Source organism: Mesorhizobium sp. B2-1-3, from assembly GCF_006442495.1.
Classification (GTDB): Bacteria; Pseudomonadota; Alphaproteobacteria; order Rhizobiales; family Rhizobiaceae; genus Mesorhizobium.
The window spans coordinates 214,430-233,003 of the sequence record NZ_VFWL01000005.1 but is presented as its reverse complement, the minus strand read 5'-3'; the positions used below and the strand labels follow the sequence as shown (position 1 = coordinate 233,003).

General features: G+C 62.2%; 15 protein-coding genes and 1 tRNA gene. 11 read left to right on the top strand and 5 right to left on the bottom strand.

What is annotated here, in order from left to right:
• The 5 genes from glgC to FJ973_RS11800 all read left to right on the top strand — a co-directional run bounded on the left by glgC (position 1) and on the right by FJ973_RS11800 (position 8,267).
• Positions 1 to 1,266, top strand: a complete 1,266-nt coding sequence (gene glgC, locus FJ973_RS11820) for a glucose-1-phosphate adenylyltransferase (protein WP_140494816.1) — start codon at positions 1 to 3, stop codon at positions 1,264 to 1,266.
• Positions 1,267 to 1,401: 135 nt separating this feature from the next.
• Positions 1,402 to 2,847, top strand: coding sequence for a glycogen synthase GlgA (gene glgA, locus FJ973_RS11815; protein WP_140555879.1), 1,446 nt, complete (start codon positions 1,402 to 1,404; stop codon positions 2,845 to 2,847).
• A 3-nt stretch (positions 2,848 to 2,850) separates the two neighbouring features.
• Positions 2,851 to 4,479, top strand: coding sequence for an alpha-D-glucose phosphate-specific phosphoglucomutase (locus FJ973_RS11810; protein WP_140494811.1), 1,629 nt, complete (start codon positions 2,851 to 2,853; stop codon positions 4,477 to 4,479).
• Between the two features lie 157 nt (positions 4,480 to 4,636).
• Positions 4,637 to 6,640 (top strand): glycogen debranching protein GlgX, encoded by a 2,004-nt coding sequence (glgX, locus tag FJ973_RS11805; protein ID WP_140555878.1) that lies wholly within the window; start codon positions 4,637 to 4,639, stop codon positions 6,638 to 6,640.
• A complete protein-coding gene (locus tag FJ973_RS11800) occupies positions 6,633 to 8,267 on the top strand; it encodes an alpha-glucosidase family protein (protein WP_140555876.1) in 1,635 nt (544 codons plus the stop codon). Before glgX ends, FJ973_RS11800 begins: the two co-directional genes overlap by 8 nt.
• 20 nt (positions 8,268 to 8,287) lie before the next feature.
• Here the strand turns inward: FJ973_RS11800 and FJ973_RS31360 are convergent, their stop codons facing one another.
• The 3 genes from FJ973_RS31360 to FJ973_RS11790 are packed head-to-tail and all read right to left on the bottom strand — an operon-like array spanning position 8,288 to position 10,503.
• Positions 8,288 to 8,965 (bottom strand): hypothetical protein, encoded by a 678-nt coding sequence (locus FJ973_RS31360; protein WP_246675869.1) that lies wholly within the window; start codon positions 8,963 to 8,965, stop codon positions 8,288 to 8,290.
• Positions 8,929 to 10,056, bottom strand: coding sequence for a TadG family pilus assembly protein (locus tag FJ973_RS31355; protein ID WP_246675868.1), 1,128 nt, complete (start codon positions 10,054 to 10,056; stop codon positions 8,929 to 8,931). The genes FJ973_RS31360 and FJ973_RS31355 overlap by 37 nt, the downstream gene beginning before the upstream one ends.
• Complete coding sequence (locus FJ973_RS11790) at positions 10,057 to 10,503, bottom strand: TadE/TadG family type IV pilus assembly protein (RefSeq protein ID WP_140555953.1); 447 nt, start codon at positions 10,501 to 10,503, stop codon at positions 10,057 to 10,059. It abuts the gene before it with no gap.
• A 285-nt stretch (positions 10,504 to 10,788) separates the two neighbouring features.
• On the opposite strand from FJ973_RS11790, the gene FJ973_RS11785 reads away from it, so the two are divergent.
• The 4 genes from FJ973_RS11785 (at position 10,789) to FJ973_RS11770 (ending at position 16,208) form a co-directional block, all read left to right on the top strand.
• On the top strand, positions 10,789 to 12,381 hold the full coding sequence (locus tag FJ973_RS11785; protein WP_140514924.1) for a peptide ABC transporter substrate-binding protein: 1,593 nt from the start codon (positions 10,789 to 10,791) through the stop codon (positions 12,379 to 12,381).
• 171 nt (positions 12,382 to 12,552) lie between these two features.
• Positions 12,553 to 13,476, top strand: coding sequence for an ABC transporter permease subunit (locus FJ973_RS11780; RefSeq protein ID WP_140494801.1), 924 nt, complete (start codon positions 12,553 to 12,555; stop codon positions 13,474 to 13,476).
• Entirely contained in the window at positions 13,469 to 14,587 is a 1,119-nt protein-coding gene (locus tag FJ973_RS11775; RefSeq protein WP_140555874.1) for an ABC transporter permease subunit, read from the top strand. The genes FJ973_RS11780 and FJ973_RS11775 overlap by 8 nt, the downstream gene beginning before the upstream one ends.
• Before the next feature lies 1 nt (position 14,588).
• Complete coding sequence (locus tag FJ973_RS11770; protein ID WP_140520752.1) at positions 14,589 to 16,208, top strand: ABC transporter ATP-binding protein; 1,620 nt, start codon at positions 14,589 to 14,591, stop codon at positions 16,206 to 16,208.
• Positions 16,209 to 16,235: 27 nt separating this feature from the next.
• Here the strand turns inward: FJ973_RS11770 and FJ973_RS11765 are convergent, their stop codons facing one another.
• A complete protein-coding gene (locus FJ973_RS11765; RefSeq protein ID WP_140555952.1) occupies positions 16,236 to 16,580 on the bottom strand; it encodes a hypothetical protein in 345 nt (114 codons plus the stop codon).
• A 304-nt stretch (positions 16,581 to 16,884) separates the two neighbouring features.
• Between FJ973_RS11765 and FJ973_RS11760 the strand changes: the two genes are divergently transcribed.
• Positions 16,885 to 18,003 carry a glycosyltransferase family 9 protein gene (locus tag FJ973_RS11760; RefSeq protein ID WP_140555873.1) on the top strand — a complete coding sequence of 373 codons (1,119 nt, stop codon included), beginning with the start codon at positions 16,885 to 16,887 and terminating at the stop codon, positions 18,001 to 18,003.
• 132 nt (positions 18,004 to 18,135) lie between these two features.
• Here FJ973_RS11760 and FJ973_RS11755 read toward each other — a convergent pair.
• Positions 18,136 to 18,212: transfer RNA gene (locus FJ973_RS11755), tRNA-Pro, on the bottom strand.
• A 199-nt stretch (positions 18,213 to 18,411) separates the two neighbouring features.
• Between FJ973_RS11755 and FJ973_RS30885 the strand changes: the two genes are divergently transcribed.
• Positions 18,412 to 18,573: a hypothetical protein gene (locus FJ973_RS30885; protein ID WP_181170896.1), complete on the top strand. Its 162-nt coding sequence runs from the start codon at positions 18,412 to 18,414 to the stop codon at positions 18,571 to 18,573.
• Position 18,574 lies beyond the last annotated feature (1 nt).

Sequence of the window (18,574 nt, the reverse complement as noted above, 5' to 3'; positions counted from 1 at the left end):
ATGGCAAACTCGAAACGAACCCAGCCGCTGGCCCGCGACGCCATGGCCTATGTGCTGGCCGGCGGGCGCGGCAGCCGCCTCAAGGAACTGACCGACCGGCGCGCCAAGCCGGCGGTCTATTTCGGCGGCAAGACGCGCATCATCGATTTCGCGCTCTCCAACGCCCTCAACTCCGGCATCCGCCGCCTTGGGGTTGCCACCCAATACAAGGCGCATTCGCTGATCCGCCATTTGCAGCGCGGCTGGAACTTCCTGCGGCCCGAACGAAACGAAAGCTTCGACATCCTGCCGGCCAGCCAGCGCGTGTCGGAAACCCAGTGGTATGAAGGCACGGCCGACGCGGTCTACCAGAACATCGACATCATCGAGGCCTATGGCCCCGAATACATGGTCATCCTCGCCGGCGATCACATCTACAAGATGGACTACGAGCTGATGCTGCGCCAGCATGTCGACGCCGGCGCCGATGTCACCGTCGGCTGCCTCGAAGTGCCGCGCATGGAGGCCACGGGCTTCGGCGTCATGCATGTCGATGCCAAGGACAACATCATCGCCTTCGTCGAAAAGCCGGCCGACCCTCCCGGCATTCCAGACAAACCGGAGTTTGCCCTGGCCTCGATGGGCATCTACGTGTTCAAGACCAAGTTCCTGATGGAGCAGCTGCGCCGCGATGCGGCCGAGCCCGGTTCGAGCCGCGACTTCGGCAAGGACATCATCCCCTATATCGTCGAGCACGGTAAGGCGATCGCCCACCGCTTCGCCAAGTCCTGCGTGCGCTCGACCGCGGAAAATGAGGCCTACTGGCGCGATGTCGGCACCGTCGATGCCTATTGGGAAGCCAATATCGACCTGACCGACGTGACGCCCGAACTCGACCTCTACGATCGCGACTGGCCGATCTGGACCTATGCCGAGTTGAAGCCGCCGGCGAAGTTCGTGCATGACGAGGATGGACGGCGCGGTTCGGCCGTGTCCTCGCTTGTGTCGGGCGACTGCATCGTCTCGGGCGCGACGCTCAGGAAAAGCCTGATCTTCACCGGCGCGCGCATCAATTCCTACTCGACGCTGGAAGAGGTCGTCATGCTGCCCGACGTTCATGTCGGCCGGAACGCAACGTTGAAGCGCGTCGTCATCGACCACGGTGTAAGGATACCGGAAGGGCTGGTGGTCGGTGAGGATCCCGTGCTCGACGCCAAGCGCTTCCGCGTTTCGGAAAAGGGCATCTGCCTGATCACGCAGGACATGATCAACAAGTTGTCAACCTGATCAGTTTGATCAACAAGTTGTCAATCCGATCGGGTTGATCAACAAGCTGTCACTTTAGGGTGGTTTGTGCATGTCCTTGCCCCAGAACCGCTGCACGGTTTGGGCTACATGCACCAGGAGCGGTTCGGTAAGCGCATGCAGGTTCTGTCGGTCACGCCCGAGATCTTTCCGCTGATCAAGACCGGCGGGCTTGCCGATGTGACCGGCGCGCTGCCCGTCGCGCTGGCCGCCAAAGGCGTGACCATGCGCACGCTTATTCCCGGTTTTCCCATGGTGATGGACGCCTTCAAGAAAAAAAAGGCTGTCTACAAGTATCCGCTGCTGCAGGGCGGCAAGGCTTCGGTCCATTCTGTCCAGCTTGCCGGGCTCGATCTTTTCGTGCTCGATGCGCCGCATCTGTTCGATCGTCCCGGCGGTCCTTATGGCAATGCCGCGGGTGCCGATTGGCCGGACAATTGGCGCCGTTTCGCAGCGCTCAGCCAGGCCGGCGCCGACATCGCCGGCGGTGCCATCTCCGGTTACATGCCCGATATCGTGCATGCCCATGACTGGCAGTCGGCGATGACGCTGGCCTATATGCGCTATGGCAAAGCGGTCGGCACGCCGTCGATGATGACTGTCCACAACCTCGCCTTCCAGGGGCAGTTCGGCGCCGGCATCTTCGGCGAACTCGGACTGCCGACGGCGGCGATGGCGCTTGACGGCGTGGAATATTATGGCGGCGTCGGCTTCCTCAAGGCCGGCCTGCAGGCTGCCTGGGCAATCACCACCGTCAGCCCGACCTATGCGCAAGAAATCCGCTCGCCGGAATTCGGCATGGGTCTCGACGGCCTGATCAACATGCGCTCCAGCGATCTCTATGGCATCGTCAACGGCATCGACACCGCCATCTGGAACCCGGAGACCGACAAGCATCTGGTGTCGAACTATACAGCCGCCTCGCTCAAGGCGCGCGCGCCCAACAGGGCCGCTGTCGAGGGCCGTTTCGGCCTCGATCGCGACGGTAGCCCGATCGTCTGCGTCGTCAGCCGCCTGACCTGGCAGAAGGGCATGGACATACTGGCGACGGCGGTCGACGGCATCGTTGCGACGGGCGCGCGGTTGGCTATTCTGGGTTCGGGCGATGCCGGCCTCGAAGGCGCGCTGCTCGCCGCCGCCGCACGCCACCGCGGCCGTATAGGCGTCGTCGTGGGGTATGACGAAGGCCTGTCTCACGTCATGCAGGGCGGCTGCGACGCCATCGTTATCCCGTCGCGCTTCGAGCCTTGTGGACTGACGCAGCTTTATGGCCTGCGCTATGGCTGCGTGCCGGTGGTCGCCCGCACCGGGGGGCTCGCCGACACCATCATCGACGCCAACGAGGCGGCGATTGCCGCCGGCGTGGCGACCGGGTTCCAGTTCGCGCCCAGCGACGGCGGCGCGCTGCTTCATGCCATCCGCCGCCTGGCCGAGGCCCATGCCAGCCCCGCGATCTTCGAGGCCATCCAGCGCCAGGGCATGAAGACCGACCTGTCCTGGGACCGAAGCGCTGACAAATACGTTGAACTCTATCGCCTGCTGCTTTCGAAAAGGGTTGCTTGAAGCATGATACGCACCGTTCCCACCAAACCCTATTCCGACCAGAAGCCCGGCACTTCGGGGCTGCGCAAGAAGGTGCCTGTGTTCCAGCAGGAGCACTATGCCGAGAACTTCATCCAGTCGATCTTCGACGCGCTGGACGGGTTCAAGGGCAAGACTCTGGTGATCGGCGGCGACGGCCGCTTCTACAATCGCGAGGTCATCCAGAAGGCCATCGCCATGGCCGCCGCCAACGGATTCGGCAAGGTGATGGTCGGGCAGGGCGGCATCTTGTCGACGCCGGCCGCTTCGCATGTCATCCGCAAGTACAAGACGTTCGGCGGCATCATCCTGTCAGCCAGCCACAATCCGGGCGGCCCGCACGAGGATTTCGGCATCAAGTACAATGCCGGCAATGGCGGCCCGGCGCCGGAAAAGCTGACCGATGCGATCTTCGCCAGGACCAAGGCGATCTCCAGCTTCAAGACCGTCGACATCGATCCGATCGACATCGACGCGATCGGTACCGTCAAGGCCGCCGGCATGACGGTCGAGATCATCGATCCGGTCGTCGACTATGCCGAGCTGATGGAAAGCCTGTTCGATTTCGACGCGCTGCGCAAACTGTTCAAGTCGGGCTTTCGCATGCGCTTCGACGCCATGCACGCGGTGACCGGCCCCTACGCCAAGGAGATCCTCGAACACCGGCTTGGCGCGCCCGACGGCACCTGCCGCAACTTCAAGCCGCTGCCGGATTTCGGCGGCCACCATCCGGATCCGAACCTGGTCCATGCCAAACATCTCTATGACGAGATGATGGGACCGGACGCCCCGGATTTCGGTGCCGCTTCCGACGGTGACGGCGACCGCAATTTGATCATCGGCAAGGGCATTTTCGTCACCCCGTCGGATTCTGTCGCCATGCTCGCCGCCAACGCCCGCCTGGCGCCGGGCTACAAGGAAGGCCTGAAGGGCATTGCGCGCTCGATGCCGACCAGTGGGGCCGCCGACCGCGTCGCCGAAAAACTCGGCATTGGCATGTATGAGACGCCGACCGGCTGGAAATTCTTCGGCAATTTGCTCGACGCCGGCATGGCGACGATCTGCGGCGAGGAAAGTGCGGGCACCGGCTCCAACCATGTGCGCGAGAAGGACGGCCTGTGGGCCGTGCTTTTGTGGCTCAACATCCTCGCCGCGCGCGGCGAGAGCTGTAAGCAGATCGTCACCGAGCACTGGGCGACCTACGGCCGAAACTATTATTCGCGCCATGACTACGAGGAAGTCGAGAGCGGGCGCGCCAATGCGCTGGTCGACGAACTGCGCGCCAAGCTTGGCTCGCTGCCGGGCACCAGCGTGCGCGGCCTGAAGATCGCCAATGCCGACGACTTCACCTATCACGATCCGGTCGACGGTTCGGTGAGCGAGCATCAAGGCATCAGGGTGCTGTTCGAAGGCGGCTCGCGCGTGGTCTTCCGGCTTTCCGGCACGGGCACCTCGGGCGCCACCTTGCGCGTCTACATCGAGCGCTACGAGCCGGACAAGGCCAGGCACGATCTCGATACGCAGAAGGCGCTCGCCGATCTGATCGCGGCAGCGGATGACATCGCGGGAATTAGGAGCCACACCGGCCGCGACAAGCCGAGCGTGATTACTTGAGCGTGGCGGTGGCTTCACCCTCCCCCTTGTGGGGAGGGTCGATCCGCGTAGCGGGTCGGGGTGGGGGTGCTCGTAGAGGGCTTTGCCGGCGTCACCCCCCACCCCGCTCACTTCGTTCGCGACCCTTCCCACAAGGGGGAGGGTGGAGGACGCGCCGATGACCTCACTAGGCGCCACCATCACCCCCGACGGCATCCGCTTTGCCGCCTGGTCCTCGTCGGCGCGCCGCCTCTGGGTCTCGATCTTCGACGAACAGGGAAACCGCGAACTCGACCGGCTGGAGCTGAAAGCGGAAGGAGAGGGGGTGCATGCACTCTTCGTCTCCGGCCTTGCCGAGGGCACCCGCTACGGTTTCCGCGCCGATGGCGACTACGCGCCCGAGCGCGGATTTTGGTTCGACCCCGACAAGCTGCTGACCGATCCCTACGCCGTCGAGATCGATCGGCCCTATGCCTATCACTGGCGTCTCGCCGCGCGGCGCAACGAAGGTGCCGATACCGCGCCGCTGATGCCGAAGGCCGTGGCGAAAGCCTTGCTCACGGCTGTGCCTGTGCCGCCGCCGCTGTTCCGTCCGGGCGGCCTGATCTACGAAGTGCCGGTGCGCGCCTTCACCAAGCTGCATCCGGATGTGCCGGAAAAACAGCGCGGCACGACCGCCGCGCTTGCTCATCCGGCTATCGTCGAGCACCTGCGAAGGCTCGGCGTCTCCGCCGTCGAGCTGATGCCGGTGACGGCATCGATCGACGAGCGGCATCTGCCGCCGCTCGGGTTGAGCAACGCCTGGGGTTATAACCCTGTCACCTTCATGGCACTAGACCCGCGCCTGGCCCCTGGCGGCCTGGCCGAATTGCGCGTTACCGTTGCCGCGCTGCGTGCGGCCGGCATCGGCACCATTCTCGACCTCGTCTTCAACCACACGGGCGAAAGTGACAGGCTCGGTCCGACATTGTCGCTGCGCGGCCTAGACAATCAGGCTTATTACCGGCATCAGCCGGATGGCAGGCTGGTCAATGACACCGGTACCGGCAACACGATTGCCTGCGATCACCCGGCGGTGCGGGAAATGGTGCTCGACACGCTTCGCCATTTTGTCCGCCATACCGGCGTCGACGGTTTTCGTTTCGACCTGGCACCGGTGCTGGGGCGCGTCAACGGCACATTCGAAGCGCAAGCGCCGTTGCTGGAGGCGATGCGCGAGGATGCGCTGTTGGCCGGCCGTGTGTTGATCGCCGAGCCCTGGGACATCGGTCTCGATGGCTATCAGCTCGGCAACTTCCCCTCCCGCTTCCTGGAATGGAACGATCGTTATCGCGACGATGCCAGGCGCTTCTGGCGCGGCGATGCCGGCATGGTTGGTACGCTGGCGACACGACTTGCCGGTTCGTCCGATATTTTCGGCAGGGGCGGCCAGCCCGCCAGCCGCACGGTGAATTTCATCGCGGCCCATGACGGCATGACGCTGGCCGACATCGTTGCTTATGAGGAGAAGCATAACGAGGCCAATGGTGAGCAAAATCGCGATGGCCACAACGAGAACCTGTCCTGGAACAACGGCGTCGAGGGCGCGACGGACGACGCGGCAATCGCGAAGGCGCGCTTCAGCGACCAGTGTGCGCTGCTCGCCACGCTGTTCGCCTCGCGCGGCACGATCATGCTGACGGCCGGCGACGAATTCAGCCGCAGCCAGCAAGGCAATAACAACGCTTATGCGCAGGACAACAACATCACCTGGCTCGACTGGAAGGGGCGTGACCAGGCGCTGGAAGGCTACGCGCGTGCACTGGCCGCCTTGCGCCGCGCGGTGCCGGCGCTCTCTAATACAGATTTCCTCACCGGCCAGCCGCTGGCCGGGTCGGACACTGCCGACGCCGCCTGGCTCACCGAGACGGGGGCGCTGCTCGGCGAGGCGGAGTGGAACGATCCCGCCCGGCATCGCCTCGTCATGCTGCTCGGCGGCGTGGATGGCCGGCTTGCCGTCATGGTCAATGGCGATCGCCGCCAATGCATCTTCACATTGCCCGCGCGAGACGGATTCCGATGGCATCCCGCCATCGAAGCGCAAGCAGTTGATCTTTCTCGCGCGCTGCCGGGCCGCAGCGTGAATTTCATGATCGAGCGCAGGACGGAAGGGCCCAGACAGGGAAAGGGTCGTGATGACTGACGACAATGCCGAGCGAGCGGCCGACTGGTGGCGCGGTTGCGTCATTTACCAGGTCTACCCGCGTTCCTTCCAGGACACGACCGGCGACGGCAGCGGCGATCTCGCCGGCATCACATCAAGGCTCGCCCACATTGCCTCGCTCGGCGCCGATGCCGTCTGGCTGTCGCCTTTCTTCAAGTCGCCGATGGCCGATATGGGCTACGACGTGTCGGATTATTGCGACGTCGATCCGATGTTCGGCACGTTGGAGGATTTCGATACACTGGTTGCCGAAGCGCACCGGCTTGGCCTGAAAATCATCATCGACCAGGTGCTGTCGCACTCCTCCGACAGGCACGAATGGTTCGTCGAAAGCCGCGCCAGCCGCGACAATCCAAAGGCCGATTGGTACGTGTGGGCCGACGCCAGACCGGATGGTGGTGTGCCCAACAACTGGCTGTCGGTCTTCGGCGGCCCCTCGTGGGAATGGGATGCGACCCGCCGGCAGTACTATCTGCACAATTTCCTCGCTTCGCAGCCGGATCTCAACTTTCACAACCCGGAGGTCCAGGACGCGCTTCTGGATACAGTGCGGTTCTGGTTGGAGCGCGGCGTCGACGGCTTCCGGCTGGACACCGTCAACTACTACGTCCACGACCGCTGGCTGCGCAGCAACCCGCCCTTGGCGTCGAGCGTTGCAGGCACCAACACCGAGACCAACACCTACCTCTACCAGGAGCACCTGTTCGACAAGACGCAGCCGGAAAATCTAGCGTTCCTGCGGCGCTTTCGGGCGCTGCTCGACGAGTACGGGGATCGCGCCGCCGTCGGCGAAATCGGTGATGAGGGGCGCTCCCTACAGACGCTGGCCGCCTACACCTCCGGCGGCGACAAGCTGCAGATGTGCTACACCTTCGATCTGCTTGGCCCGCAATTTTCGGCGGCGCATGTGCGCGGCTGTGTCGAGGCTTTCGAAAACGCTGTCGTAGATGGCTGGGTCTGCTGGGCGTTTTCCAACCATGACGTCGTGCGCCACGTCAGCCGCTGGACGCGGCCGGGCGGCGATCCTGACGTGGTGGCCAAATTCTCGATCATGTTGCTCTCTTGCCTGCGTGGCTCGATCTGCCTCTACCAGGGCGAGGAGCTCGGTTTGCAGGAGGCGGAACTTGCCTATGAGGACCTGCGCGATCCGGTAGGCATCCGCTTCTGGCCCGGTGTGAAAGGAAGGGATGGCTGCCGCACGCCCATGGTCTGGGAGTCCGGCGCCGATAATGCGGGCTTCTCCACCGGTAAACCCTGGCTGCCGGTGCCGGAAAGCCATCGCGCTCGCGCGGTCGATGTACAGAGCGGCGATGAGCAATCGGTACTTTCCGCCTACCGTTCGGCACTCGCTTTGCGCAAGCGGCATCCGGCGCTGGTCGGCGGTTCGATCCGCTTTCTCGACGCCGAAGGCGACGTGCTGGCCTTTGTCCGCGAGCATGGCGATGAAAGGCTGCTTTGTGCCTTCAATTTCGCCGGGGAACCGGCCAATTGGCCGCTGCCGCAAGACTTAGGAGCGGTTGCGAAACTTGGCGGCGATGCCTCGCTGGCCGGAGAAGCCGTGCTTTTGCTGCCGACACTCGGATGCTTTCTTGGACACCTTGCCTAGATCAGCGCGTGCCGGCCATCTTACTGGACAAGCACGGCACGTCCGCACGTTGCGCCGGTGACCCGGACGTCGGCTTCACCGAGACGCACGCCAAGAGCTCCGAGCAGATTGGTAAGCAACGTGTCGACCGGAGCTGTTACGCTGTTCAGAAGTGCCACCACTGGCGGGCTTACGGTTGCGATCAGCGTGTTCAGATTCAGCAGCGGCAGACCGAGTAAATTCGCCGTCAGCGACAAATCGCTGACCAGCGACGTAGTCAACGACTGGGTAAAATTTTGGGTGTAAGCGGTCCTTATCGTCTTGGCATCGATATCGGCCTTGTTGAAAGTCAACGTCGTTGGCGTGTTGTTGGCCATGTCGAACGCCGCTGAGCCCACCACCGACAGCACCGGGATGATCAGAAGTTTCACGCTCGCGATTTCCGTGTTGGAAAACGTCTCCTTGTTGGTGACATCGGCAAAGCCGGCGCTGCTGCTGTCGCCGAGATGCCCTTCGACGATACCGGGACGAGTGGCGATGGTCACCTTGATGCTGCTGGGGCCTGTCGGACAACTTATGTCGGTGAGCTTGGCCTCGGCATAGGCGACTTCGACATGCAGAGGCAGACTGACCGACACCAGGGTGATACCGCCTCCGACATTGCTGTTGCCGGCTCCGATCTTCACCACCAGCTTGATGCGGGTCTGGGCCGTCCGCACAATGGTGCCGACTTCGCCAACCTGCAGCCATGGCGAGGATTGCGGCGGTTCGCCGACGGCGATGGCGAGCGTGCTCGACAGCACCCCGGTATGCCGGTGCTGAGACCGAGGTCGATCTGCTTCGAACCGTTTGCCAGTTCGGCGGCGGCCATCAGCATTCCCATCGCGCTGGCGTCAACGCCAAGGCCGGCTGGCCTCTGCCCGAGGCCAAGTCTGCCGAGGGGGCCGAGGTCGATGAGATGGCTGAGCGGAATCTTGACCGTGTTGGTCGATTTGCTTGCCATGGTTTGCAAGGCGACCTTGGCCGTGTTGCCGAGCCCGGGAACATTGGCCATGGCGGTGGCGATCTGGCCGACTGTAGCCTTTGAGGCCAGAACGTCCGAATAGGTCACGCCCGTCAGGTTCAATTGCACCGCCAGGGCATCGACGAAGGAAAGCACGCTGACATCGGCGGAGATCAATCCGTTGTAGTCCATGACGCTGAGTGAGATGTTGCCGCCTAGGAGGCCGCCGAGAAGCGCGTTGAGGATGGGGCTGTTGCTGGTATTGACGCTGAGCAACCTCGATCCGACCGAGAAAGTGGCCTGTGGCGTCATGCTGGCGGTGGCTTCTGTGCCAATGATGGGCGTTGGGATCAGCGAGCTTGCGAAATAGCGGTTGGGGATCTTGTTTAGGGTCACATGAACCGCGTTGTAAGGGGTTACGCCTGCTTGGAAGCGTTGATCCACATTGACCGAGGATGCCCCTGCATATCGGCCCCGCGTGACCGTCACGACGGTTTTGCCCACCGCCGCGGGAATGGTTTGACCCGAGCCCTGAACGACGACACCTGGCATCCCGTTGTCGGTGAGCGTGGTCAAGACCGCGGTCTGGGCGTTGTTGATGTTCGAAGCCGCGGGGATCGCTGCCAGGTCGACCATCGCCTGTGCTTCTCGGCGCTCGGTGTAAATGGAGGCCTCGTCGATCGCCACCGCTGCCAGCGCCAGCGCGACCGGCGCGCTCAACGCCGTCATCACCGTGAAATTCGCTCGCCGGTCACCAAGCATCAGGCGTGCAAGCCTGCCGACCTTCAAGTGCGCGCAGAGCAGCATTCAGATGCCCCCGACCCTGATCGTTGATTGGCGTTTGATCGTTGTACCCGGCATGGCTATGCCCGGAAAGAGATTCCAGATCGGCAGGTTTCGGGCATCGTACTGGATCGACACCACGAACTGATTGCCGTCCGCCGTGCTGTCATTGGCCTGATAAGTCAGCTTGCTGGCGTCGACGAAGGGATATCCACCGGCATTATTGGCGAGGAACGAGGCCACGAGCGTCTGCCGCTCGGTCTGGTTCAGCCCCGAGATGGCCGTCCGGGCGGCGTCCGCCGCGATCTGCTGTATTGAATTGGCCGCGCCGAAATAGACACCGTATGCAACCATTCCGAGCAGGAGAAGGATGAATATCGGTGAAAGCAGAGCGAACTCAACCGCCGAAGTTGCCGAAGTGTCTGTCTGGAATCGGCGCCCCTGGACCCGGCGAATGACGTTCTGAACCATGCCGCCGAGCATGCCAAAGTTCGCATGCAAAAAGCGAAAACTCTAGGCGCAACCTGGAAGTGTGTATGATTGAAAAGCTACGCTAATTTAGCCGCGGCTTCTTTGATTCCTGGCTATTGACTTAGGGTCAATCAGTACTCGGTTGAAAAGAGCTTGCCGCCTGTCTAGTCTCCTGCCACCAGCCGACGGAGGGAACCGGCGGCGCGCTCAAAGGGGCCAGACATCGGTCCCGGGGCGTCAACACGCAAAGGCGCGCCGTTGGCAGCGCCGACAGGGAGAAACTTCATGCTGAAAAACATGCTGAAGGCGACGGCATTCGCCACAACCATGGCGCTGGCCGCCGGAACATTCTACACGCCGGCCTTTGCCGAGGTCGTCTACAACAGAGGCACTGCTGCCGAATCCGAGTCGGTTGATCCGCATAAGACCTCGACGGTTTATGAAGCCAACGTCTTGCGCGACCTGTTCCAAGGTCTGGTGATGCAGGACGAGAAGGCCAACGTCATCCCCGGCGCCGCCGAGAGCTGGACGGTGTCGGATGACGGTACCGTTTACACCTTCAAGCTCAGGAAGGACGGCCAGTGGTCCGACGGCAGCCCGGTGACGGCCGAAGACTTCGTCTTCGCTTTCCGCCGCCTCGAAGACCCGGCGACGGCCGCCGAATATGCCTCGATGCTCTATCCCGTCAAGAACGCCGAGGAAGTCAACACCAAGAAGGGCAAGCCCGAGGACATGGGCGTCAAGGCCATCGACGCGACCACCCTTGAAGTGACGCTGAAGGCGCCGACGCCATATTTCCTCGAAATGCTGACCCACCAGGCGACCTATCCGGTCAACAAGGCGTCCATGGACAAGCTCGGCGCCGACTGGATCAAGCCGGGCAATCTCGTTTCCAACGGCGCCTATACGCTGGCCGAGTGGGTTCCCAACGATCATATGAAACTGGTCAAGAATCCGAAATTCTGGGATGCCGGAAGCGTCAAGATCGACGTCGTCAACTACATCCCGACAGAGGATCGCTCCTCGGCGATGAAGCGCTTCGAGGCCGGCGAACTCGACAGCTACGACGATCTACCGACCGAGCAGCTCGCCGACCTCAAGGCCAAGTTCGGTGATCAGATCAAGGTGGGGCCGTATCTCGGCACCTATTACTACGCGATCAAGACCGACAAGAAGCCCTGGGACAATGTCGAGCTGCGCAATGCCATCTCGATGGCCATCGACCGCGATTTCATTGCCGAAAAGGTCTGGCAGAATTCAATGCTGCCAGGCTATTCGATGGTCCCTCCGGGCATCGAGGGCTACACGCCGGCGATGGCCAAATATGCCGACATGTCGCAGATCGACCGCGAGGACGCAGCCAAGAAGATACTCGAGAAACTCGGTTACACGCCGGAGCATCCGCTGAAGATGGAGATCCGATACAACACCTCGGAGAACCACAAGAATACCGCGGTCGCCATCCAGGAACAGCTGAAGCCGCTCGGCGTCGACGTCACGCTGCTCAACACCGACACCAAGACCCACTACTCCTTCCTCGAGCAGAGGGGTGACTATGACGTTGCGCGCGCCGCCTGGATTGCCGACTACAAGGATCCCGAAACCTTCCTGGGCATCTCGCGCAAGGCCAGCGGCAACAACTATTCGGTCTATGACAGCCCGCAATATGAGGCGGCCATGGACAAGGCGGCCGCCGCCGGCGGCAAGCCGGAAGAGCGCATGAAGGAACTCGCCGCCGCCGAGCGTATCCTCGTCGACGACGTCGGCCAGATCCCGCTTCTCTACTATAGCTACCACGATATCGTTTCCCCGAAGCTGCACGGCTTCGTCGACAACGTCATGGACGTGCATCCGTCCCGCTTCATCTCCAAGGATTGAAAACCTTGATCGAACCGCCGCCCGTTCAGGACGGCGGTTCGATCTGTCGTCGCATGGGGCCCGAAAGTCGAAATCGATTTTCGCAGGCCATGGTGCGAAGATGAGAGGTGCCAGAGCGCTGCGGGCGTCCGGTTGGATGCCCGTCACCCTGGCCGAAGCAGGGCACCGCCGATGCTACGCTACATTTTCAGGCGGCTTCTGACCGCCATTCCAACGCTATTCGTCATCGTGACCTTGGCGTTCTTCCTGATGCGCGTCGCACCGGGCGGCCCGTTCAACCAGGAGCGGGGCCTGAGCCCCGAGATCAGGGCCAATCTTGAAGCCCAGTTCGGGCTCGCCGACCCGCTCTGGCTGCAATATGTCCACTATCTCGGCAATCTCCTGCGCGGCAATTTTGGCCCGAGCTACAATATGCCGGACTTTACCGTCACCGAGCTTTTCGCCAAGGGCTTGCCTATTTCCATTCAGCTCGGCGCCTCCGCGCTGATCTTGGCGCTGCTGCTCGGCAGCGTGCTCGGTACCATTGCGGCGCTCAACCAGAACAAACTTGGCGACTACACGGTGATTGCGCTGGCAACCGCGGGCAGCACCATCCCGACCTTCGTCATCGCGCCGATTATCCAGCTCGTGTTCGGATTGACCTGGAAGCTGTTGCCGATCGGCGGCTGGGGCGATGGCGCGCTTATCAACAAGATCGGTCCCGTGCTGACGCTTGCCCTGCCGCAGATCGCCATCGTCGCCCGCCTGATGCGCGGCTCGATGATCGAATCGCTGCGCTCGCATCACATCCGCACGGCGCGCGCGCTCGGCCTGTCCGACTGGTCGGTGGTGGTCAAGCACGCGCTGCGCGGCGCCGTCCTGCCGATCGTCTCCTTCACCGGTCCGGCTGCCGCCGCCCTGCTCACCGGCTCGATCATCGTCGAGACGATCTTCTCCATTCCCGGCGTCGGGCGCTACTTCGTCGATGCCGCGCTCAACCGCGACTACACGCTGGTGATGGGGACGGTGGTGGTCATCGCCATCTTCACCATCGTCTTCAACCTGATCGTCGACGTCATGTATGCCGTCGTCGATCCGAGGGTGCGCTATGACTGATATCGCGATCGCCGCACCGGTCGTCGGCCGTTCGCTGTGGGGCGATGCCTGGGCGCGTCTCAAGGCCAACCGCGCCGCCATGTTCAGCCTCTACTATCTGATCCTGATCGCTGTGATCAGCGTGTTCGGGCCCTGGTTCGTGCCGCACCAATACACCACCATCTATGGTGATTATGTGCGTACGCCGCCGAGCCTGTCGGCCTATCCGAAGCCGGACATGATCGAGACCGCGCTCGATGAGGCGATCAAGCGCATGCGTGTCGACATCAAGGACTGGCGCCAGGAAGGCAATCGCGTCTTCGTCACCGTAACCTCCAGCAAGGCGATCGACGACCGCAACATCCGCTATCTCGACCGGTCCGATGCCTTCGACGACACCAGGATCGAAAGCAAGTCGCCTGACGGCCTCGAAGCGACGATGAGCGCCTCGGTCAAGCAGCAATATTTTCTTTTCGGCACCGACAACACCGGCCGCGATCTGTTGTCGCGGACGCTGATGGCCGGGCGCGTTTCGCTGGCCATCGGTCTGCTCGCCGGCGTCGTGGCCGTGGCCATCGGCGTGCTCTATGGCGCCACTGCCGGTTTTGCCGGAGGCAGGGTCGACGAGGTGATGATGCGCATCGTCGACGTGCTTTATTCGCTGCCCTTCATCTTCTTCGTCATCATGCTGGTGGTGTTCTTCGGCCGCAACTTCGTGCTGATGTTCCTGGCGGTCGGCGCCGTGCTGTGGCTCGACATGGCCCGCATCGTGCGCGGCCAGGCGCTGTCCATCCGCCGCCAGGAATATGTCCAGGCGGCCGAGGCCATGGGCGTCGGCCAGCGCGGCATCCTTTTGCGCCACGTCATTCCCAACCTGCTCGGGCCGGTGGTGATCTACATGACGCTGCTGGTGCCGCAGGTCATTATCCTGGAGAGCTTTCTGTCGTTTCTCGGGCTCGGCATCCAGGAGCCGATGACCAGCTGGGGCGTGCTGATCTCGGTCGGCGCCAAGAATATCGGCACTGCAAACTGGCTGCTTCTGTTCCCTGCCTTCTTCCTGGTCTCCACCTTGTTCGCCCTGAACTTCGTCGGCGACGGCCTGCGCGATGCGCTCGACCCCAAGGACCGCTAAGATGGACGCAGCAGAGACCATTCTCAGCGTAAAGGATCTTCGCGTGCGCTTCCGCACCCTCGACGGCGCGGTCGAGGCGGTGAAAGGCATCAACATCCACGTCAAGGCGGGCGAAACCGTCGCCGTGGTCGGCGAATCCGGCTCCGGCAAGAGCCAAACGATGATGGCGGCGATGAGCCTGCTGGCCTCCAATGGAGAAGCCACCGGCAGTGTCGATTATCGCGGCCGCAATCTTCTGACGCTAAGCAAATCCGAGTTGAACAAGGTCCGCGGCCGCAAGATCAGCATGATCTTCCAGGAGCCGATGACCTCGCTCGATCCGCTCTATTCGATCGGCAACCAGCTGATCGAACCGATTCGCCGGCATCGGGGCTTGAATGCGGCGCAAGCGCGCGAGGAGGCGCTCAACCTGCTCAGGCTGGTGCATATTCCCGATCCCGAACGGCGCATGAAATCCTATCCGCACGAAATGTCGGGTGGCCAGCGCCAGCGCGTCATGATCGCCATGGCTTTGGCAAACGATCCCGATATCCTGATTGCCGACGAACCAACGACGGCGCTCGACGTCACCATCCAGGCGCAGATCCTCATGCTACTTGCCGAGCTGCAGCGCAAGCTCGGCATGGCGATCGTCTTCATCACCCACGATCTCGGCATCGTGCGGCGCTTTGCCGACCGGGTCTATGTCATGCGCTCCGGCGAGGTGGTGGAGGAGGGGGACGCGCAAGCCATCTTCGCCAGTCCTCAGCATGCCTACACCAAGATGCTGCTGGCGGCCGAGCCGACCGGGACCAAGGCGCCGCCGCCGGCCAATGCGCCCGTCCTGCTCGAAGGCAGAAACGTCGAGGTCACCTTCCGCATCGGCGGCGGCTTTCTGGCCGGCGAACCGCTGATGCTGCGCGCCGTCGACCATATCTCGATCAGGCTGAGGCGCAATCAGACGATCGGCATCGTCGGCGAATCAGGCTCTGGAAAATCGACGCTTGGCCGCGCTTTGCTGCGGCTGTTGCCGAGCGATGGCGTGATCCGCTTCGGCGACCGCGATATCTCGACCGCCGACCGCCAGACGATGCGGCCGCTGCGGCGCCAATTGCAGCTGGTCTTCCAGGATCCGTTCGGTTCGCTGTCGCCGCGCATGACCATCGGCCAGGTCATTACCGAAGGGTTGCTGGTGCATGAACCGAACCTCTCGGGCAAGCAGCGCGACCAGCGCGCCGTCGAGGCGCTGCGTGAAGTCGGCCTCGATCCCAATTCGCGCAATCGCTATCCGCACGAATTCTCAGGCGGCCAGCGCCAGCGCATCGCAATCGCCCGGGCCATGATTCTCAAGCCCAAGCTGGTGGTGCTGGACGAGCCGACCTCCGCCCTCGACCGCTCGGTGCAGAAGCAGATCGTGGAGTTGCTGCGCAAGCTGCAGGCCGACCATGAGCTGTCTTACCTCTTCATCAGCCACGATCTGGCCGTGGTGCGCGCCATGGCCGACTACATCATCGTCATGAAGCAGGGCAAGATCGTCGAGGAAGGGCCGACGGAAGACATTTTCAGCAATCCGCAGGCCGGCTACACGCAGACGCTGATGAGCGCCGCAATCGATGTCACGCGGTTTCGCTTGAGTGCGTGAGGCGAGCCGGGGCGGCGGCGCCTCAGCTCAACTCGCCAGCCCTGGGCATTTGCGCGCCCTGGCGGCGGCCATGGCCGCTTGCTGCTGCTTCAGCCGATCGATCCTGGTCGTTTCGCGATTGGCGACGGCGGCCTTGACGCTTGAGCCGCCCAGCAGCCATCTCGGAACACTGGTGCTGGCGACCTTGCCCCGCGTGATGGCTGTCTGCGAGATGCCTTTGGCGGCTTCGCCTATGGCGCTGTTCAGTTCGGCGCATGTCATCTTGTCGTAATTCGCCGGATCGATCGATCCGCTGGTCGACGCGCAGCCTCCGACAAGGGCGAGGAGGAGCACGGGGATGAACGGCCTGCTGGGGGTCGAATGCAATTTCATGTCCACGACCTTACTCCAGCGTAAGCGACCATGGCCACCCTCCGATATGTCCGCATGCGTGCGTACGCCGAAACGAACCGGGGTCATTCACATTCACGACGGACACGAGTTCGACCTCGGCGGAACCCTTGAAAGAGAGCCTGCGAGCCCCATCTGCGTTGACAAATATTCCTGGTTGGTTGATGGCTGAGGCGATATCCTATATCAGCGGACAGAACGAGCTTGTCATTGCGCGGCTATTGCCTACATCGATCGTTTGTCGAAAATTTTGGATTCTTTTTGGCTGAAATGGAATAGTCATTCCATGAAAAGTTGGATCAAGAATTCAAAAGAGCCGGCAAAGGCGCTGCCGAAGGCTGGCAACGTACAATCAATACTCATAAATCAGACGAAGTTTATCGGGGATGTTGTTCTAACTTCGGTTCTGGTCAGGCATCTGCGGGCAGAGTTTCCGAACGCGACGATCACCATGCTATGCCAGGCGGCGCTGGCGAAATTCGTTCTGGAGCAAGGCATCGCCGACAGCGTGGTTTCGCTCGATCGCGGCAAAATGCGCGGCTCCCCTTTCGAGCGCATGTCCGGAATGACCAGGCTCCTGCACGATCTGAGGAAGTCGGATTATGATCTTATCATCGATCTGTCCGACTCCAAGACATCACGGCTTGTGATGCGCTTCGTCAAGGCGCCTTTTCGCGTAGGCTATGTTCCATCGGAGCAGCCCCTGAAATTCTGGGAGCGCCAAAGCGCCAACATCTTTGCCGCCACATACGGCCATGGCGGCGAGCATTATCTGCATCGGTACCTGTCGCCGCTGTTTGCCCTTGGCATTCCTGTGACCGATCCTATTCCGTCCCTCAAGCCAATCGAATCCGGTTCGCGTCAGGCAAAGCAGCTGCTTGCCCGACACGAATTGGAAACGAAGTCGTTTGTCGCCGTCCATGCCGGCGCCAGTTTCCCAGGCCGTTGCTGGCAGCCTGACCGTTTCGCATCGGTCCTGGGAGAGATTTACCGTCGAAAGGGTCTCCGGGCGGTCATCGTTGGCGGCCCGGACGAGGCAGGTATCGCAGGCAAGGTGTTGGATGCGGCAACATCGCCGATCGTGAATCTCGTTGGCCAGGCACCCCTGACCACCCTTTTGCCCCTGCTGGGCGAGGCCCTGATCTTCCTGGGCAACGAGAGCGGACCCATGCACCTGGCCGCGGCCATGAAAACGCCCGTCGTTGGCCTGTTCGGTCTGACCCAACCCGACATCTGGGGGCCCCTTGGCGTTCCCAGCCGTACGTTACAGCCTCCGATGCCATGCAAGTGCATAGCGCCGGGCCTCTGCAAGGCGGGCAATGCAGGGGGCGTTTATTGCGTTCAACGGCTTGACGCTGCCGACGTCACAAAAGCGGCAATCGAACTCATAGAACGCGTCAGCTAAAGCAATTCCAGGAAAACTGCGCAGCGGTTTTTTCCGTCCGGAATTGCGTAAAGCGATGAATTGGAGCAGGCGACGATCAAACATCGAGCCGCTGCAGCGGGAACAACAAACACGCGTATCGCTTTGTTTTTCTGGTCGGAGTGGCAGGATTTGAACCTGCGACCCCCTCGTCCCGAACGAGGTGCGCTACCAGGCTGCGCTACACTCCGTGACCAGACGCGGGCTTATAGCCGCCGCATCTGGTTCCTGCAAGCGTCAATGGCAGCACTTCTGTCGCATTTCGCCAGCTTTCTTCGCGAGCCTGTTTCAGCGCCTCGAATAAACGCCGCTTAAAGGCTTCCGTGGTAGGGCACCCCTCGGCAAACGTTTGCGCGATTTGTGTTTCCAGCCGCCCGGAGATTTTCAGTCTTGACCCTCAGGATCGTTGGCGAAGCACGGCTCGACAGGTTCGGATTGCCGGAGCTTGTCGTGGTGGTGGAGAGCCCGGTATCGTCGCAGCGGCGCCGGCAGACGTTCGACGCCGTGCTGCGCCGTAGTCCGGAAGTCGGCGCCTACAACCAGATCTTTTGAC

Coding starts and splice junctions, on each gene's coding strand:
- glgC (WP_140494816.1), top strand. CDS start 1: ATGGCAAACTCGAAACGAACCCAGCCGCTGGCCCGCGACGCCATGGCC.
- glgA (WP_140555879.1), top strand. CDS start 1,402: ATGCAGGTTCTGTCGGTCACGCCCGAGATCTTTCCGCTGATCAAGACC.
- FJ973_RS11810 (WP_140494811.1), top strand. CDS start 2,851: ATGATACGCACCGTTCCCACCAAACCCTATTCCGACCAGAAGCCCGGC.
- glgX (WP_140555878.1), top strand. CDS start 4,637: ATGACCTCACTAGGCGCCACCATCACCCCCGACGGCATCCGCTTTGCC.
- FJ973_RS11800 (WP_140555876.1), top strand. CDS start 6,633: ATGACTGACGACAATGCCGAGCGAGCGGCCGACTGGTGGCGCGGTTGC.
- FJ973_RS31355 (WP_246675868.1), bottom strand. CDS start 10,056: ATGCTGCTCTGCGCGCACTTGAAGGTCGGCAGGCTTGCACGCCTGATG.
- FJ973_RS11790 (WP_140555953.1), bottom strand. CDS start 10,503: ATGGTTCAGAACGTCATTCGCCGGGTCCAGGGGCGCCGATTCCAGACA.
- FJ973_RS11785 (WP_140514924.1), top strand. CDS start 10,789: ATGCTGAAAAACATGCTGAAGGCGACGGCATTCGCCACAACCATGGCG.
- FJ973_RS11780 (WP_140494801.1), top strand. CDS start 12,553: ATGCTACGCTACATTTTCAGGCGGCTTCTGACCGCCATTCCAACGCTA.
- FJ973_RS11775 (WP_140555874.1), top strand. CDS start 13,469: ATGACTGATATCGCGATCGCCGCACCGGTCGTCGGCCGTTCGCTGTGG.
- FJ973_RS11770 (WP_140520752.1), top strand. CDS start 14,589: ATGGACGCAGCAGAGACCATTCTCAGCGTAAAGGATCTTCGCGTGCGC.
- FJ973_RS11765 (WP_140555952.1), bottom strand. CDS start 16,580: ATGAAATTGCATTCGACCCCCAGCAGGCCGTTCATCCCCGTGCTCCTC.
- FJ973_RS11760 (WP_140555873.1), top strand. CDS start 16,885: ATGAAAAGTTGGATCAAGAATTCAAAAGAGCCGGCAAAGGCGCTGCCG.